Genomic DNA, 17,641 nt, shown 5'->3' with positions numbered 1-17,641 from the left:
GCAGTTATTGACCCCGGTCGACTCCATGGAAATCACATTACTGTAATTCCTACGCGGGCCCTCTGACAACGCGCCGGGAGCCGTCCCGGATGGTGCGCCGCCCATGGAGGTCCCGGCCCGGCTTAGCACCGGGTCAGGCACACTGCAGCCCTCACCGGACGCGCACGCCGAGCGGTGCCGCGACCCTGCAGCCGCCCCCGCGAGCCTTGCTTCGACCTCATCCGCGTCCCCCAGACTCGTCACAGGTGCGCGCACCGTTGATCTCCGACAGACTTCGCAGGTACGCGAGGGAGGGCACACGAAGTCATGGACAAGTCGACACGTCAGGCTGTCGGAAGACTTGTCGCGCAGTCGGGTGCTCCCGGATTCGCCCGTGTGGGCGAGGTCGTGGATGACCGGGTGCGGCTTGACTACTTCGAGTCCGCCGCCCGACCGATCGCCGAGTCGCGGTGGGTAAGGCTGCAAGAGGTCCAACGGGTTCGGCTCAGCCCGCAGACGCGCGTCTTTTTCCAGGACGGGTGGGGACGGTGGCGCGCGGGCCGAATCCTCGGCGGCGGTCCAGACAGTTACCACGTGAGAATTCCCAACATGAACGTGGACCTCCAGGTCACAGAGGACCGACTTCGAGTGCGCTGGGAGCGGCCCCCGGAGGACCCGTTGCAGGTCCTACTGACTGGAGCGAACGAGACGCCGCGCTATCGCGACGCCCGCGAACCAGTCCGGCAACTGCTGCTGGCCGAGCGCGCCGCCACCGCCTCCGCGACCGGGATTGTGTCAACCGGGGTCCGACTCCACGCGCATCAGATCAGTGCCGCCCTGCGGATCATCCGAGACCCGGTACAGCGGTACCTGCTAGCCGACGAGGTCGGGATGGGCAAGACGATCCAGGCCGGCTTCGTCATGCGACAGTTGCTGATCGACGTCCCCGGCCGGCGCATCGGCGTCATCGTTCCCGACGCGCTCAAAGCCCAATGGCGCGCCGAACTGCTCGAGAAGTTCTACCTAGATGATTTCCCTTCGCCCGCCGGCGGGCTGCCGTTCGAGGTTCTCGGTCACGACGAGGTCAATAACTGGGGGGAGTTGACCGGTGCAGACCTCCTGGTAGTCGACGAGGCACACCTGCTGGCGCGCACCCAAGGCCCGCAGGACTCGCCGTACCGTGAACTGACCGATTTGGCGCATGCCGTGCCACGACTGCTGATGCTCTCAGCGACGCCGTTTTCGCGTCACAGCACCACACACCTCGCGCTGCTTCACCTGCTCGACCCGCATCTGTTTCGGTGGGACCGCCGGACGGAATTCGATCACTTGCTGGAGGCGCGGCAAGAGCTGGCGCTGGCCATCTTCGGCCTCGATGATGATCCAGATCCAGACAACCCTGAATTACTTCAGTTCGAGTTCGACGAGATCCGCAGGATCGTGCCCGACGACAGCACTCTCGCTGAGACAATCGAACAGACGATGCTCCTGTTCGGGCCAACGGGCACCGATCCGGCGCAAGTCGACAGGGCTGGACTGCGCCGAGCCGTGGCCGCGGTACGCACCCACGTCTCGGAGACCTATCGCCTGCACCACCGCGTCATCCGCAACCGGCGACATGTCGTGGAGATTCAACGCCTAGACGATCAAGGACTGCTCACGCCATTTGAGTTCGCCGGGCGCAGTCGGCCGGGTGTCATCCGGATGGAGTCCGACGAAGTCAACGCGGCAGCTACCTTCCTGGCCGAGTGGGCAGCAAGGAGCGCTGCGGCCGTGCTGGATGACGGACTCGAGCCCGGCCCATTAGGTCAAGTCCTTGGCGTGCTCGCTTCGCGGGCCGGTGGTCCGCTAAACGACCTGCTGGCGGCAGTTAACTACCGCCTTAGCGGCGTAGATACCGAGGTGCTGTCTCCACCAGAGAAGGCGCTGCTGGACGCGCAGCCTGCACTAGCGTTTGAAGCCGACCTCGCGGAGACGCTGTGTTCCGCGCGGGGCTCGGACGGACTGCAGGCGCTGGCCACGGCGCTGCAGGCCCGCGATACGGCAGCACGAAGCGTCGTCTTCACCGGCCGAGGAACACTCGCCGGTCAGTTGGTACGCGAACTGTCACGAGGTAGTTCAGCGCAAGCCCGGGCCCACTTGAGCACGCAGACCGAGCAGCAGCGCGAAGAAGCAGAGCAGGCCTGGCGTACGGACGGCGGCATGCTCATCGTGGATGACAGCGGCGAGGTCGGACGCAACTTCCAAGGCGCTGACGCCGTGTACCACATACGCATCCCGTGGAACCCGAACGCGCTGGAGCAGAGGATCGGCCGCGTAGACCGTTACAGCACCCGCAGGGCAGGAAGGCAGTTCGTGGTGGTCGACCCAGACCCCCACGGCATCGTTACCACGTGGCTTAAAGTGCTCGCCGACGGCTTTGTGATCTTCACCGAGTCGCTGTCGGCGATGCAGGAGATCGTCGGCGACTTGGCGGGTCTGGCATGGACACAACTCGTCGAGCAGGGAGTCGAAGGCTTCCTCGCAGAATCCGAGGCCATCCACTCGCAGTTGATACAGGAGAAGCGCCGAATCAATGAGGTCGACGCCCTCGAGGCCAGCTACGGAACCTACGCGGATGGCGACGCGATGACCCTGGCAATCGCCGAATACGAGGCGCACTCTGAGGAGATCGAACGGGCGTACCGGAGCTTCGTGGAGGGGCCTGAGGGGCTACGTCTGGCTGCCAAGACCAATCTCGACGGGAGCATCCAGTTCGGGCGCCATCCGGACGCAGATCCGCTCGTCAGCGGACGACTGCTGACACGGTTGATGACCGTCGAGGCTGCCCGGACCGGCTACTTCGACCGTTGGAAGCTAGCTGGCCGGCGGCGACTGTTTCGACGGGGCAACCCCTTCATCAGCGGACTCGAATCACTGCTCAGCCTGGACGACCGCGGCCAAGCCGTAGCCATGTGGCGAGTGGAGCCCCGCTGGCACCACGAGCCGACGGTGTTCTTCGGCTTCGACTTCCTCATCGAAGCCGACATCGCACCAGTTCTCGCGGTGCTGGCGGGGAACATCGAACTCGAACCCATCTGTCGCCGGCGCGCCGACGCGGCGTTCCGTCCGCAGCACCACCGCATCTGGATTCCCACGAACACCGCCCAGACCGTTGGAAGCCCGGCCCTTATTGAACTTCTGTCTCGGTCCTACAGCGCCAGCAGCGACAAGAACCTCAACTCGCAACGGATCGCTGCCCTCCACGCCGTCCTGGGGGGCGAGGAAAACCTGGCGCCCTTTGCCACCGCCTGCCACGAGACAGCGCTTCAACGGGTCACTGACATCGCCGACGTCGTGGAGGCATCCCGTCGCGCCGGCGACCAAGTCCGCCGACAAACGGACTCCTTGCTCGCACAGAGCCGCGCCCGATCACACGCAGGCGGCCTGGTCACCGATCCATCAGCGCTCGACACCGACGTAGCACTCGGACGGGCTTTGGAGGCGGCCGTCACCACACCGGCCATTCGACTTAGCACTGTCAGTTGCGTCGTCCTCGCCTCCCAGCCGTGGGGTGTCTATGTCTAGGGACGATCTGGCGCTCGCGCAAGCGGCGCTGTCCGCGTGGCCCGTCTCGGTCGAGGTCGCGGCCGATCGCATCTGCAGCGACGCGTGTCGACGTCTGCTGGATGCCATGACAGGCCTGACCGTCGGACAGACGGGATGGCGCGACGTTGCAGCCCTCATACGCCAGGTGCTGCTCATCTCCCAGACGACCTATGGCGGTGATGGCCGCCTGTCGGTTCCCGTCACGCCGGAGTGGCCCACCATTGAGCAGTGGCATGAGGTGCGCTGTGCGGCCAGCGCCTTAGTTGGGGGAGGCATAACTGTCAGGGCTGTGGACTGGGAGCCTCCGACCCCTGGTGATGAACCGGCCGCGGCAGGGTTGGCGCGCCAACAAGTCCGGGCGGCTTATCGCGATGTCGAACCGGAAGGTACGACCCTGCTGCCCGCGGACCCATTCTGGAAGTTCACCCACGGCTACCCGACCTACCGCGGCGAATCGCAGCGGCAGGCCGCGCGTGCCGCTGTCCTCAACGACGGCGGAGCCCTTGTTGTGGCCCTGCCTACCGGCCGCGGGAAGACAGCGGTCGCATGGTCGAAAGTGCTGCTGTCCAGCCATGGTGTGACCATCGTCGTGGTGCCCACCGTGGTACTTGCGCTGGACATGGAACGCCGCACAGCCGAACTTGCCAGGAACCTGAATAAGGAACTCAGCCCAAACGGCTGTTACGCCTACGTTGGATCCCTGGACAACGACACCAAGAAGGAACTTCGCGACCAAGTCCGCTCCGGTCAGCAGCGACTGCTCTACACCTCGCCCGAGGCGTTCGTCTCCGGACTGGCCAGTGCGGTTCTGGACTGTGCCCGGGCCGGCCATCTACAGCAGATCGTCATTGACGAAGCGCACCTCGTCGACCAATGGGGCGCGAACTTCCGTCCCGAGTTCCAGACCATGCCCGGGCTCATCCGCGAAGCGCACGATAGCGCCCCTCAGTCGAGCAAGCCCGCTGTCCTCATGCTGAGCGCAACAGTGTCCCAACAACCGCTACGCCTGCTGACCAACCTCTTCGCTATGGGCGGACACGAAGTCGACCTTGTCTGGGGATCCGAACTGCGCACCGAACCGGCGTATTTTCTCGACTCGTACCCCGACGAGGAGAGCCGCGCCGCAGCGATCGTGACCGCTGTCAGTTGCCTCCCGAGACCGCTGCTGCTTTACACCACCAAGGTCAACGACGCGCATACCTGGGCGGCGACGTTGCGCACGAAAGGACTGCTGCGAGTCGGATGTGTCACCGGCGACTCCAGCGACGAGCAGCGCCGCACAGTCATGGAGCAATGGCGCGGGTTGACGACTGCAGGCCTGCCAACCGCCACCGGCCTAGATGTTGTGGTTGGCACTTCCGCGTTCGGCTTGGGACTGGACATGCCCAACGTCCGTACGGTGCTTCACGCGTGCCTGCCGGAAACCATCGATCGGTACTACCAGGAGGTCGGTCGCGCCGGTCGCGACGGTCGGCCGTCGGTCGCGTACCTATGCAGTTGTCCGCCAGACGAACAGATCGCCGACAGCCTCAGCCGTGTCGTGCTGATCGGCGACGATCTCGGATGGAAACGGTGGCAGAGCATGATGCACAGCGCTGACCACCTCACGGGGTTTCGCTACCGCGTGCGGAAGAGCACGCTGCCCAACTACCTCGCCGACGGCTATGGGCGCAGTGCGCAGTGGAACGTACGCACTCTGACCCTGATGGCGCAGGCCGGGGTCATCGGCTTGCGGGCCCCGCGATGGACGCCAGATTCGGGCGCTTCGGAAGAGGCCAAGGCAAAGGGCCGCGACGATTTCTATGCCAACGTCGAAGATTTCTTGGAGTTCGACCTGCTCAACGGTGAACTACTCGGAGAGCACGGCTGGAAGACAGCGCTGGCGGCGATACGCAATGACGTGAGCACCGCTCAACGTCGCGCGCTCCAGGCGGTGCTTTCTCTCGTGCGGGGCCAGGAGTGCGTTGGGCGTGTCATCGCCCGACACTTCCAGGTCTCCTTCGGCGGAGGCACGCTGCGAACGGCGCCGGCCTGTCGTGGATGTCCGTCGTGCCGGCGAGCGCCCGACCGATCCCCTGGCACGCACCCACTTGAAGCGGCCCCTGACCTGCCAGCACCGCGTGGGAGCGATCCGCTGGAGGCCTGGCGCGGTGACAGGCCCGGACTGTTCATCTGGTTTGCCGAAGGGCAGCAAGCAGATCCGCTGCTACGGCGTTTGGCTCAGCGGGGCGTCCACGTCTTCGCCGGTATGACCGACGCCGCCGCCGACCAATTACAACGCTCTGTTCCGAACACCGCCGTTCTGACGGACCGCAGTTCCGCGCACCAACTGTCCGACTACTACCCCGGGCCGATCGCCTTCGTGCTTCCGCAAGCGCGCCTAACATCCGAGGCCGACGAACGCCTGGCCCTGGACCTGATCAGCTACGTCGTCGGCCCGGACTCCACTCCCGACCCGCACAAGCCGGGCAACCTACTGCGCGACGTCACGGGTGACACGACCCGTATCTCGCTCGACGCTCTGCTGAGGAGTCTGTGAATGGACGTGCTGAACCCGAGCCCGGCGTACTGCGTCCCGCAGACCATGTGGCTCACCTACCGCGTGATCATGGAACATCCAGATCTCTCGCAGACCCAGATCCTCGACTTCGTGACACCCGAGACGATGCGGCCCCGCACACCCAGCAACGGTGCGCACGCAACACGAGCCTTGGCAGCGCTGCGCGAGTTCGGCCTCGTCCACGTGGGCGGCGACGGGCTGTATCAGGCCGAAAAACTGGCTGACTCTGTGGAGTTCCTGCGAACTCTGCGATACCGACTGCTCGCGCCGCCGGAGACCTTCGGCACTGATTTCGAGGGCGCGCCGTCGTTGCGCCTTGGGCTGACGTGGCTGATGCGGCAGGCACCGTTCACGCCGTTGGACTGGGGCTACGTGCAAACCGCCAACCGCACGCAGTTGTTCACCAACGACACCCGCTTCAACGCCTTCCGCCCATGGAGCATCGCCCTCGGCATGGGGATGCCGGCGCTGAGCGCCATGGTGGAAGGGGCTAAACAGAAGACAACCGGAGAGAAAATCGTGCCCGATCCCACCCAGGCCGTCATCGACGTGATCCTGCACCCCCTCACCGGTCAGATTCCACGAGGCGAACAGATCTCGATCCAGCAACTGCTCGAATTCCTCCGCGCCGAACTCCCCGTCCTGCCCGGCCATCCCAGCGCGACCTACGACGGGATCGCAGATGACCCCGACAACGGACTGCGCGCTTTGGGCCTCGCGCTGACCAGCGCCGAAGCACGCGGCATCCTGACCATGACCTACCAGTCCGATCCCTCCGGCGTGATTGCCCTACCCGATGCCCAGGAAACTGGGCACGATCGGTTCGTCTCTGCCGTGACAGTCAAGGAGGTGACACGGTGACCGCACAGGTCAACGTCGTCTGCTGGTCCACCGAGGAGGTCACCTCAACGATTCCCACAGAGGCCGCGACACCGTCTCGGGCGGTGCTACTCGCGACGCACTCTCCGCTGCGCATCACCCGCCAGCGAGGTGAAGTCGGCGGGAGGGCCACCACCGATTCGGTGTCCGAGCAGGAAGTGCTCGAGGAGTTCCTAAGTGCGCCGCCGTCCGAGGGATATCTCGCGGCGACGGTCCTCGGCGAGTCCGGTGCAGGTAAGTCCCATCTGATCCGCTGGATCGAAGCGAACATCGAAGAGCACCCCCACCGCCACGTCATCTACCTGCAGAAGACCGAGACGAGCCTGAAGGACGTCATCGAGAAACTGCTGCTCGATCAAACCGAACCGGAATTCGAGGAGATCCGGCGCAAACTGTCCAGCCTGGGCAGCGGCATGACACCCGATGAGATGGAACAGCGCATTCTGGACGGACTAGCCGAGGCGCTCCGCACTCGATCCGGCGACAACCCTTTCGCCAAGAAGCTCGTGGGAGAGAACGGGCTGCGGCTAATCTTTCTCGATCCGCTGCTGCGAAGCCACCTGTTGCGCCCCAACTCGTTCGTCAAGCGCTACGCGCACTACGCGCTCAACGGCCGCGCAGAGTCCGAACCCGACATGCCTCTCGAGTTCACACTCGAGGACTTGCCAACCGACATTGGCTCCTACTCCAGTATTAACGATGCCGCTTTGGCCACCCGGACAGTCGTCCGGGATTTGATCTCCAAGCCGACGATGCAAGTCGAGGCCGTACGACTGCTAAATCACGTACTTGAGGCGGCCACGATCAAGGCGGCGAGCCTGAACGCAGGCGACGTGAGCCAGGCGTTTAAACGGATCCGAGAGAAGTTCGTCGGGCACGAAATCGTGCTGCTGATCGAGGACGTGGCCCTGATCCAGGGCGTTCGACGGGACCTGCTCGACGCCATCGTGGAGGTTGGCATCGTGCAGGGGCAAGAAAAATACGCAACAGTTCGCACGATGCTCGCTGTCACATCCGGCTACTACCGCGAGCTGCTGCCAGACACCTTCAGGACCCGCGCTGAGGCTTCTTCACCGGTGTACACGGTGGAAGTGGAGTTCGACACGCCGGGCGCAGACGAGCAGGTATTCGCCGATTTCATGGGCCGCTATCTCAACGCGGCACGGGTGGGTAAGGCACGCCTGGAGCAGGCCAGCCCCGAAGTGTCGAATGCCTGCCTGAACTGCGAGTATCAGTCGTCTTGCCATGAAGCCTTCGGAGCGTCGCAGCAGGGTTACGGTCTCTACCCATACAACAAGGCTGCCCTGATGCGTGCGGTTCGTGCTTGCGCCGATAAGGGCAGCGACAGAGCAGTTTTCAACCCCCGCCGTGTGTTATCCCGTGCTGTGCGTGACATGCTTAACGACAACGTCCAGACACTCAAGGCCGGAAAGTTCCCACCACCCGGATTCCTCGGTCAAGAATCGTCCGCCATGGGCCTGCCCTTCCTCCCGGTCCATGTGCAGGAGGAAATCCAGAAGGCATTCAGCGGCGATGACGGCGGCCGGGCCGATACGTTATTGACGTTCTGGGGCGATGTCGGACGAGAGGCGATAAGCGACGAGATCCTCGCCGCGTTCTCGCATCCACCGCTTCCTTCCGATCTGACTCGAGCACATCCCACCGACCGGACACCCGACCCTGTCACCGCGGCGCCGGGTGATCTTCCACCGTCGGTACGCAGTCAACTCGACGGCATCGATATTTGGCTCAACGGCAAAGACCTGCGGCAGGGCCTAGCCGCCGACATGCGCACCATGATTCGTGACCGCCTGCTGGCTAGAATCGACTGGTTCGACCCCGCGATCAAAGAGCCCGATACGGCGACCTTGGCCAAGGCAGTTCCCGATAAGGTTCGCATCTCTCATACCGTCTCGATCGAGGGTGCAAGCGAAAACCTTCCGCCCTCAATCGCGCCGATCATCCGACTGCCGCGAGACGCCCGCACCGCGATGATGTTCCGCGGCCTCATCTTGATCAAAGCCGGCTTCTGGCAACGTGCCGGCGATGCCTTGCCTCGCCTCGACGCGACCGTCGCTGGCCGCGTCGATGAAGCCAAGCGTCGTATCCAGCGAGCAATGGCCGTCGATGACGCGTCCCTGGCGCACGTCGCGGCATCGCTGATCCGGGGAGCAGGCGCTAGCGGCGGTCTACCGTCCAAGCCCAAAGAACTCGACTTCGCTAACGCGATCTTCTGGCTGCCACCGGCTGATCTCCGCAGCGATGAAGCCTCACGCGCCCCACAGTGGCTGGCCGCGTATCGGGAATACACGGTCGAACGCAGTGCAGTCATTGACCACTTCGCGCGCGGGATCGGTGTTGCTCAGGGGACTGGTGCCGTGCACGCCGTGGACTACCAACGGCTCAGCGGCATCGTTCGCATGGCGAGAAAGCTTCTCACCGACGGCACCGAACTCGACGTGCCCGACTGGGGCACCAAGGCACATCGACGTCTCGCCTTCCTCGAGCAAGCATGCCAAGCGCAACTTGCCTACTGGCAGGACCTGATCGATCGCATCCGAGTCGATGTCCCACAGGGCACCACCGTGAACGAGACAACCGCGGCGATACTGGACGCGGTCAAGGCCGGTCACAGCTACGGGTTCGTGAAGGTCTCATCGCTGGCGGATCTTCAAGTGCGCAACGAGGCTGCCGCTCAATGGGATCAGTCCGTCATCTCGTCCGTCGAGAGACTGTTAGACACTGCTGAGACCGAAAGCGGTCTGGCGTTACTTTCCGTCGTCGGTGCGCCTGCGGGCGCCGACCTACAGGCGGTGGCCGACTACCTCGCGTACAGCAGGCAGTGGATCGAGGCGGGAGTCGCAGATGCTGAGAGCGACAGCGGCACCGTATCCGACCTCGACAACCAGATCGGCGATGTCGTTCAGAACTGGTTCCGCATCGTGGAGGAGGGTGCCGCGAATGATTGAGGCAACGGACGTGCAAAGCCTGCTCATGCGAGCCAAGCGACTGACGGCGCTATCACGAGCCAAGGGCGAGAACGCGAAAGAAACCCAGGAACAAGGACAAGCCGAGACGGCTCTGAACAACCTCAAGGCTGAACTCGCCAAGCTCGACAACGTCCTAGCTGCTCACCGCAAACTGCGCGAGGCCGGCGCCCCCGTGGCAGATCTGCCAGATTTGACCGCGTCTGCCCAACGATTACGCGACCATGTCGAGTCGACCGGACGGCCCACGCACCAATTCCTGAACGCCCGCAAGGCGGACGTGAGCAAAGCCGCCACCGACATTGCCGCTGCAAACCAGCAGGCATGGAGGTCCTGGGCCAGCGACGAGATCGCCAATCTCCCACTGGCTGCCCTGCCCAAGCTGAACCCCTCCGACCGCCAGCAAGCCACAAACACGCTCGACACGATGAGGAGGTCCGCCAGCGCGTCGCAGGTCAGCAGCGGCGACGTGACAACCTTCCGTCTTGCGCTGGCCAACGTCGCCGAACTGCTGGCCGGCGTCGGAGCCTCTGAATCCGACGGCGTGCTCAGCAGATTCGAGACCCGCCGGATCCTGCTCAGCCAGCTCAGCGACGAGGAACTCACAACCCTCAGAAGCGACGAGGCGCTTAAGGACCAGTTGTACGTGGTCATCTCGTGAGCCCAGATCCGTGGGCCAGCATCGCCGACCTACTCAGCAGGCTGGAAGACCTCGAACTGCCACTGCTGTCGTGGGGCGTCGTCGACGGATTCCTCAGCCACGCCGATGTCGAACGAGCGGTCGACGACCAGCGCCTCGTGGACGCAGGTCGGACCACAGCAGCCCTGCCCAGCGGCGACGAGTACCTGCAGCACCTCCTCGACACCGGACTGCTACATAAGTTGCCAGACCCCACCCCGCGCTACCGCACCAGGCTCGGCGAGACGCTGCGACTGCTCCGCACGCTGCGCCAACTGTGGCCTCCTAACGACCGCACAGCGGCGGGGTGGTGGCGCAACTCCAGCGCCCTCGTCGCCGACTATCGACTCCGCGTGGCGCCCCGGCGGTATCCACGCCGCTCGATCGCCGCGGCCGAGGCGGCCAGCAACCTTGCGGGCACACCCGACTGGAGTGCTTTGCACGCCGACGTACTGACCCGCCTCGTCGACGGATCGATGCTGGCCAAGTTCCAACTAGACGCCGCCTCGTCGATCCTGGCCGCCATCGCGGGACCAGCGATGTCGGCCCGCATCATCACTGCCGGGACGGGCTCAGGCAAAACCCTTGCGTTTTACCTGCCGGCTCTACTGGACATTGCGGCCAACGCTGATAAGGCCCGAACCGGCCCACACACCTTGGCGCTTTACCCCCGCAACGAATTACTGCGTGACCAAGCACGCGAAGCGCTGCGGACCGTTGACCAACTCGGGCCGCTCAACGGGCCTGGCTCGAGATCGGCGCGCATAGCGTTGCTCTACGGAGACACGCCATGGAATTCGGAGGTGCGTGTCGGAAATTCTTGGAGTAGGTGGAAGCGGCACGGGCAAGGCAGGATCTGTCCTTACTTCGACTGTCCTGTCGAAGGCTGCCGAGGCTCTCTCATCTGGTCGGACGCGGACCGTACGGGCAAGGTTGAGCGACTTGTTTGTTCGACCGGGGACTACACGACCGGCCCAGGCACGGTGGCATTGACGCGCGAATCGATGATCGCCCACCCGCCCGACATCCTGTTCAGTTCCACCGAGATGCTGAGCCAGCAGTCCACCACCGCTGGTTTGGGGCGACTGTTGGGGTGGAGGGGAGCTAACGGCACCCGACTGGTGCTCCTGGACGAAGTGCACACCTACTCCGGAGCGCACGGCGCCCAAGTGGGCCTGATGTTGCGGCGCTGGCGCCATGCGAACCGTCAATGGGGCGCGGCGGCCCCGGTAATGGTCGGCCTATCAGCAACGCTGCGCGATGCCGGCGAGTTCTTCGCCACTCTGACCGGCACTGAGCGCAGCAACGTCGAAGTCATCGGGCCCGCCGCCGACGACATGCTGCCCACCAGTCGCGAATACGGCATTGTCCTGCGCGGCGACCCGATTTCCGGCGCCTCTCTGCTCTCCACCACCATTCAGACGGCGATGCTGCTGGGTCGCACCTTGGATATAACCCCCGGCACCTATGGTTCGGTTACCTTCGCCTTCACCGACAATCTGGACGTCATCAACCGCTTATATGACAACCTGCGCGACGCCGAAGGCATCCTGTTCAACGGCCGAGCAGGTGGCGCCATCCTCGCCAACCTACGCAGCCCGCAAGACCCCCAAGCCGCAGATCGATACCTCGACGGCCAATCCTGGGATCTGCCCGCACACCTGCAACGCATGGACCGCGCCCTACGTGTGGCCAGAACGTCATCCCAAGACGTTGGGACCGACTCCAACGCCGACATCATCACCGCTACCTCCTCGCTCGAGGTCGGATTCAATGACCCCCGCGTGGGCGCGGTCATCCAACACAAAGCCCCCCGCGACCTCGCCTCCTTCCTGCAACGCCGAGGCCGCGCCGGCCGTCGGCTGGAGATGCGGCCCATCACGGCCGTCGTCCTGTCCGACTATGGTCGCGACCGAATTGCCTACCAAACCTACGAAAAGCTGCTGGATCCTGAAATCGATGCCCGATTGCTACCGATCAACAACCGTTACGTCATCAAGATGCAGGCCACTCACGCGCTGCTTGACTGGCTGACACGCAAGACCACCGCGGACGTGCGGTCGATTCTGACTCCGCCACGACCCGGGTGGTCCGATCCGAAGACGGCCCAAGTTCTCACACTTCTGCGCGAACTACTGGCCAACGCCGAACGTCAACAGGACCTGGGCGAGTACCTGCGCCGCAGTTTGACGGTGAGCACGGACGAGGTTCAAGCAGCGTTGTGGGAAGAACCCCGATCCTTGCTGCTGTCGGTCGTGCCCACCGCGCTGCGCCGACTGGAAGCAGGCTGGCGAACTCTGCCTGGCGACGCCGATCCGGGCGCCCAAGAAAGAGCACCCTTACCGGAGTTCATGACCACTTCTCTGTTTGCGTCGCTCAACACTCCCGACGTGCAATTCGACCTGCCCGCAGGATTTGCCGACCAACACGCAACAATGCCGATCGCCCAGGCGCTGCGTGACGCTGTCCCCGGTAGAGTCAGTCGCCGGTTCGGCTACGCCAACGCTCAAGCCCGCACCTGGCTGCCCGTTCCGCCACCGGGACAGAACCTTGAACTGCAGGACATTGTCGCCCGCGGCCACGGACTGGGAACGTGGACTACCATCGACGGGCTGAGCTACGAGGTGGTTCGACCCCTTGCGCTGCGACTGGCCAGCCCCCCAGCGACCATCGGGGATACATCCAACGCGATGCCGATGTGGAGGTCGACCTTCGCTTACGACCAGGCTTCCCTGCGTCACGCTGACGTGCCGACGCCCTCGGCGTGGGCCGACCTGATTGATACCTGCGCCTTCGCCCTCCATGTCGCCGGTGGCCCACTCGCCGTCCGCCGAATGACTATCGGGTCCGATGGCGAACTGCTCCTGCAGAACGGCACCCGCGCCCCAGTTCACGTCCGCTACGCGCACAATGGACAAGCTGCGGCAATGGGCTTTGAACTCGACGTCGACGCCATGATTCTCACCGGACGATTCGCCGTTGCGGACAGCAGCCTGCTAAGCACGTTCGCGGCGTCCGCCCAGTGGCGAAACCTGGCTTTTCGGCGGCGTGTCCTGGAGGACCCCCGCCTCGACGACATCGCCAACGTCTTCCAGCGACAGTGGCTCGCCGAAATCTACCTGAACGCTTTCATTGCTCGAGGGCTCGGCGGAGAAGACCTCGGTGCAATACCCGCCAGCCTGACAAATGGACGTTGGAGCGACGATTTAGCGCAGTTCCTTGCGATCGCATACCGCGCTGATCCCAACGGCGTTGTGGGCCAAGCGCGCACCCTCACCGATCTAGCGGCGCTGTCCACGGACCCAAATGTTCACACAGTCCTCGAGGAACACGGCAACCTCTTGATCACCCCGGACCTGCATAGTCGCACCAGCGACCTACTGGAGCGCGTGTTCCTCGACACGTTGGCCAACGCCATCCTTACTGCCACCGAGGAGACTCTCCCCGACGCCCAAGAAGCCGACCTTGCTGTCGATATTCAACGCGACTCCTCAACCGGCAGTTACACGATCATCGTCTCCGAAACGGCCATCGGTGGGCTCGGTCTCATCGAATCCCTGCACCGCGACTACACCGAAGATCCACGCAAATTTTGGGACGCTGTCGCTCGCGCCTGCGCATCCACGGAGGCCGAAGACGTCGACCAGGCTATGCAGGATGTCCTTGCCGACCTCCTCAACCCGGCACACCCTCTCACCCGATCCGTCGCTACCTTCCGCAACGCCAGCGGGATCACCCAGATGGACAGCGCCCTCGACAGCCTGCTGAACACCTGGACCGAGTCCGAGGGTCCCCCCGGGCACCTGCTGGTCTCAACATTCGCCGCCCGACTCTTGCGTCCGGGATCGACCCCCACGATTGACCGCCTCGTCGCCGATCTCGCCACGGCATGGACCCAGCAGGAAGCCCGACTCGGCGTCGAGATCGACGCACGCACCCTCGTCTTCCACGCCGCGCAAGGAGACCTTGGCTTTCCCCTTGCGCCACTGACATCCGACGCCGCGTTCTCTCTGCTCTGGCTGCGAGGACCGCAGGCCCGCGTGCAGCGACTCGAACACTGGCACCCCTATCGCGACAACCTTGTGATCGAGCGCCTAACCCTCGAGAGCGTCATCGTCGGCCGCACAACGACGATCGACGTGACGCAACCTCACTGGCTCGAGGACTATGTCAAAGCCATCGAGAACAACGGACGAGTCGTCCTCACCGCGCCCTACTCCCAGCGGGCAGCACTGTCCGAGAGTGTCCGACAAGCCACAGTCACAGCCGCCGAACGCAACGGCCTACGGGTCTACGGCCGCGTCACTGGCATCCAGCAACGGCACGGCACGCTGCAAGCAAGCCTGTCGTTGGCCGAGGAAGTACAGTGACCGGCACGCGCACCGTGCGGACTCGTCCGCGCAACGGTCTGGCCATCGGCGACGTGCTCACCGCCGCTTTGTTGTCGGAGCTCTGTGCACCTAGTCCGGAGTTTTGGCTCGTCACCGGATGGGTGACCGACATCCCCGTTATCGACAACTCCATCCGTCAATTCGACGCTGTCTTAGGACCCGACTCGCGATCCACCCTCAGCCTGAGCGAAGTCTTCGCGCTGCTGACCCAGCACGGGACCCACCTTTATGTTGCCGTTCGTCAGGACCCGCACAACCTGTCCTTCGTCGACCGTTTGCGCCGCTCCTGCGCCAGCGATCGTCTCCACGTGTACTCCAGCAGCGAGTTACACGAGAAGATCATGATCGGCTGGACCTGGGTCCTGAAGGGATCGATGAACTTCACCTGGAACGGCACGCAACTCAACGAAGAAGCCCTCGACTTCGAGGTCGATCCGGCTAACGCGGCGCGTCAAAGGCTCGAGGTCCGGACACGGTGGATCGGCGCACACTCATGACCGTCGCGCCCGCCGAATCGTTCCTGTCGCGGTTCTTCGCGCCGCCGAACACGACCTGGCCGAACACCGATCCGCAGCATCCAGCGGCCAAGACCTTGGCCCCGTTTCTCGACGCACTGTCCAAGAGGGGCGAGTGCCCCCTGGTGCTGCCCCGACGCGAGGCATCCGGGCCGGCGGCCGCGTACTACGTGATCTGCTGGGACACCGCGCACGCCGGCCGAATGCGCCCGATGTTGGAGGCGGCGGTCGCCCATCACTGGTGCCCCTTCGACGGACGCGTGGCCACGCTCAAAGCCAAAGATCCCATCGACGCGGCAATCCTGGACCTGTTCGGTCCGGGCACGACTTACCTCCTTAGGCCCACCCCACAGACAGCGGGACCGGCCTACGCCGCAATCAGACGCCTCGTCGAAAGCCTCGGTGACCAGCCACTACGCCGACCAAATTTGGCGCGCCCGATCGGCCGAATGCTGCGGGAATTTGACCTCGCTCTTGCCAACGGTTCAGCCGAGACGTCCGCAGACCTCCTGCGTGAAATCGAGGGGTTTGGCGGCATCTCACACGAAAACCTCGCCTACCTTCAGATCCGACGACTCGCACGGCTTGGACAGGACCGTGCTCTGCTCACTCACGGATCGTTGCCGACGATCGTCTATTCGGAACCACCCCTACTAGTTCGCGAAGCCGTCCTCGCGGCCTGGGCTCGAGCGAATCTCATCCTCCCGTTGCGCGCCGCAGATCTACCGAACGCAGTCGCGGCCCTGAGCGCAGCGCAGCCCGATGTCGCCATGCTGGTTGATGCTCGACTCACCAACGCCAGCGACCCTGACGCGCTTGCTGTCGGCGCAGTCGCCGCTGTTGCTCGCGGTGATGCAGACCTCGCCACCGCGATCGCGGCAACCGGCACGATCAGTCCGGACGTGTTTAGTGAACGACACCAGCATGTAGCCGCCCCGCTGTCCGACGAGCAATCGGCAACGGTGGAGTCGGAATCCGACGTCACGGCCGATGTCGAGCCCAGCGACACCGATGCAGAAGCCGGCGTCATCACTGTCGAGCAGCCACCCTCACCCGACTCCTGGCTCACCTGGACCGAGCAACTCAACACGCCCCATGCGAGCGAGATCACTCTCGATCAAGCACAGGAGTGGGCTCCGGTGTGGACCGTGGACACCGAGTTTGCCGACGCAATCGACGCTCTGCCACAGATGGCTATAGACACACTCCTTTCGAGCGTCGCCACGTTCCTCGATGCTGACGACTTCAACCGCCCGGCAATGAAGACGGCCGCAGCGCTACTGAGTCACTACCTGATCGCCGAACGCTTCGGCCCCAACGACCTCGGCGCGATCTGTGCCCTACTGGAGATCGTTCTGCGTGCGGCGCCACCAGTCGCGCTGTACCGAGGAACGCTTGAAGATCTGCGCTCCTACGCCCCACAATGGGTTGCGGCCAGCACCGCCGCCCGTGTCCTTGACATTGCCGACGTCGTCGCCTCCGGCCCTCACAGCGACCACGACGCGCGGACCGCTTTTGTCGCTGCCCTGCTGTTCCCGCTCCACCATCTACGGCACAGGCTCTCGCCGGCCCTCAGACGCCTGGCATCACTCGTAGCGAGCGATGTCAATCTCGCTCTCGCATGGGATGAACCCGACGTAAGCGAAGGGAGCGAAAGCGGAACGAGCAACAAAGTCTTCTCTGGTCAGGTGTTGCTGTACAGCCTCGACGAGGGCTGTCTTGCACGCGCCGAGAAGACTGCCGGATTGCAATGGCCTTCCATGCGCGTGCACATCTCGTCTGACAAAGTCGGCAACGCTGCACTCCGTCAGCACTCTCGCAACGCGGACTTGATTGTCTTGGCTACTCGCCGGGCAGCACACGCGGCTACGGGCTTCATCACGGACGCCGCATCTGGCGCTTTAGTTCGCTACGCTGACGGGTCTGGGTCGGCTTCGATGATTCGCGCGATCGAGTCGGGGGTTGCTGAACTCGTCGATTAGCGTCGTGCGCATCCGGGTTTGCGCCTAGGCGAGCGACCGCGCCGCGTGCGCGTCACGCGGATCGCGCTGACTCTTGGTACA

General features: G+C 64.1%; 8 protein-coding genes. All 8 read left to right on the top strand.

Annotated elements, in window-relative coordinates; all coding sequences use genetic code 11:
• The first annotated feature begins 306 nt into the window (after positions 1–306).
• From dpdE to dpdD, 8 genes are read left to right on the top strand one after another with little or no spacing between them, the layout of a single operon-like run.
• Entirely contained in the window at positions 307–3,546 is a 3,240-nt protein-coding gene (gene dpdE, locus ACFFC4_RS15995; protein WP_375502632.1) for a protein DpdE, read from the top strand.
• A complete protein-coding gene (gene dpdF, locus ACFFC4_RS15990; RefSeq protein ID WP_375502630.1) occupies positions 3,539–6,106 on the top strand; it encodes a protein DpdF in 2,568 nt (855 codons plus the stop codon). The genes dpdE and dpdF overlap by 8 nt, the downstream gene beginning before the upstream one ends.
• On the top strand, positions 6,107–6,988 hold the full coding sequence (locus ACFFC4_RS15985) for a hypothetical protein (RefSeq protein WP_375502628.1): 882 nt from the start codon (positions 6,107–6,109) through the stop codon (positions 6,986–6,988).
• The gene (dpdH, locus tag ACFFC4_RS15980) at positions 6,985–9,975 is read left to right on the top strand and encodes a protein DpdH (RefSeq protein WP_375502626.1); all 2,991 of its coding nucleotides are present in this window, start codon (positions 6,985–6,987) and stop codon (positions 9,973–9,975) included. The genes ACFFC4_RS15985 and dpdH overlap by 4 nt, the downstream gene beginning before the upstream one ends.
• A complete protein-coding gene (locus ACFFC4_RS15975; protein ID WP_375502624.1) occupies positions 9,968–10,654 on the top strand; it encodes a hypothetical protein in 687 nt (228 codons plus the stop codon). The genes dpdH and ACFFC4_RS15975 overlap by 8 nt, the downstream gene beginning before the upstream one ends.
• Entirely contained in the window at positions 10,651–15,042 is a 4,392-nt protein-coding gene (gene dpdJ / locus ACFFC4_RS15970; protein ID WP_375502622.1) for a protein DpdJ, read from the top strand. Before ACFFC4_RS15975 ends, dpdJ begins: the two co-directional genes overlap by 4 nt.
• Complete coding sequence (gene dpdK, locus ACFFC4_RS15965; protein WP_375502620.1) at positions 15,039–15,560, top strand: phospholipase D-like domain-containing protein DpdK; 522 nt, start codon at positions 15,039–15,041, stop codon at positions 15,558–15,560. Before dpdJ ends, dpdK begins: the two co-directional genes overlap by 4 nt.
• Positions 15,557–17,560, top strand: coding sequence for a protein DpdD (dpdD, locus tag ACFFC4_RS15960; protein ID WP_375502618.1), 2,004 nt, complete (start codon positions 15,557–15,559; stop codon positions 17,558–17,560). The genes dpdK and dpdD overlap by 4 nt, the downstream gene beginning before the upstream one ends.
• Positions 17,561–17,641 lie beyond the last annotated feature (81 nt).

It is taken from the genome of uncultured Jatrophihabitans sp. (assembly GCF_964244045.1).
GTDB lineage: Bacteria > Actinomycetota > Actinomycetes > Mycobacteriales > Jatrophihabitantaceae > Jatrophihabitans.
Note: the sequence above shows the minus strand (reverse complement) of the source record. Positions and strands in the feature narration are given on the sequence as shown.

Excerpts from the sequence above, each read along its gene's own strand:
- dpdF (WP_375502630.1), top strand. The coding sequence starts at position 3,539 with ATGTCTAGGGACGATCTGGCGCTCGCGCAAGCGGCGCTGTCCGCGTGG.
- ACFFC4_RS15975 (WP_375502624.1), top strand. The coding sequence starts at position 9,968 with ATGATTGAGGCAACGGACGTGCAAAGCCTGCTCATGCGAGCCAAGCGA.
- dpdD (WP_375502618.1), top strand. The coding sequence starts at position 15,557 with ATGACCGTCGCGCCCGCCGAATCGTTCCTGTCGCGGTTCTTCGCGCCG.
- dpdE (WP_375502632.1), top strand. The coding sequence starts at position 307 with ATGGACAAGTCGACACGTCAGGCTGTCGGAAGACTTGTCGCGCAGTCG.
- ACFFC4_RS15985 (WP_375502628.1), top strand. The coding sequence starts at position 6,107 with ATGGACGTGCTGAACCCGAGCCCGGCGTACTGCGTCCCGCAGACCATG.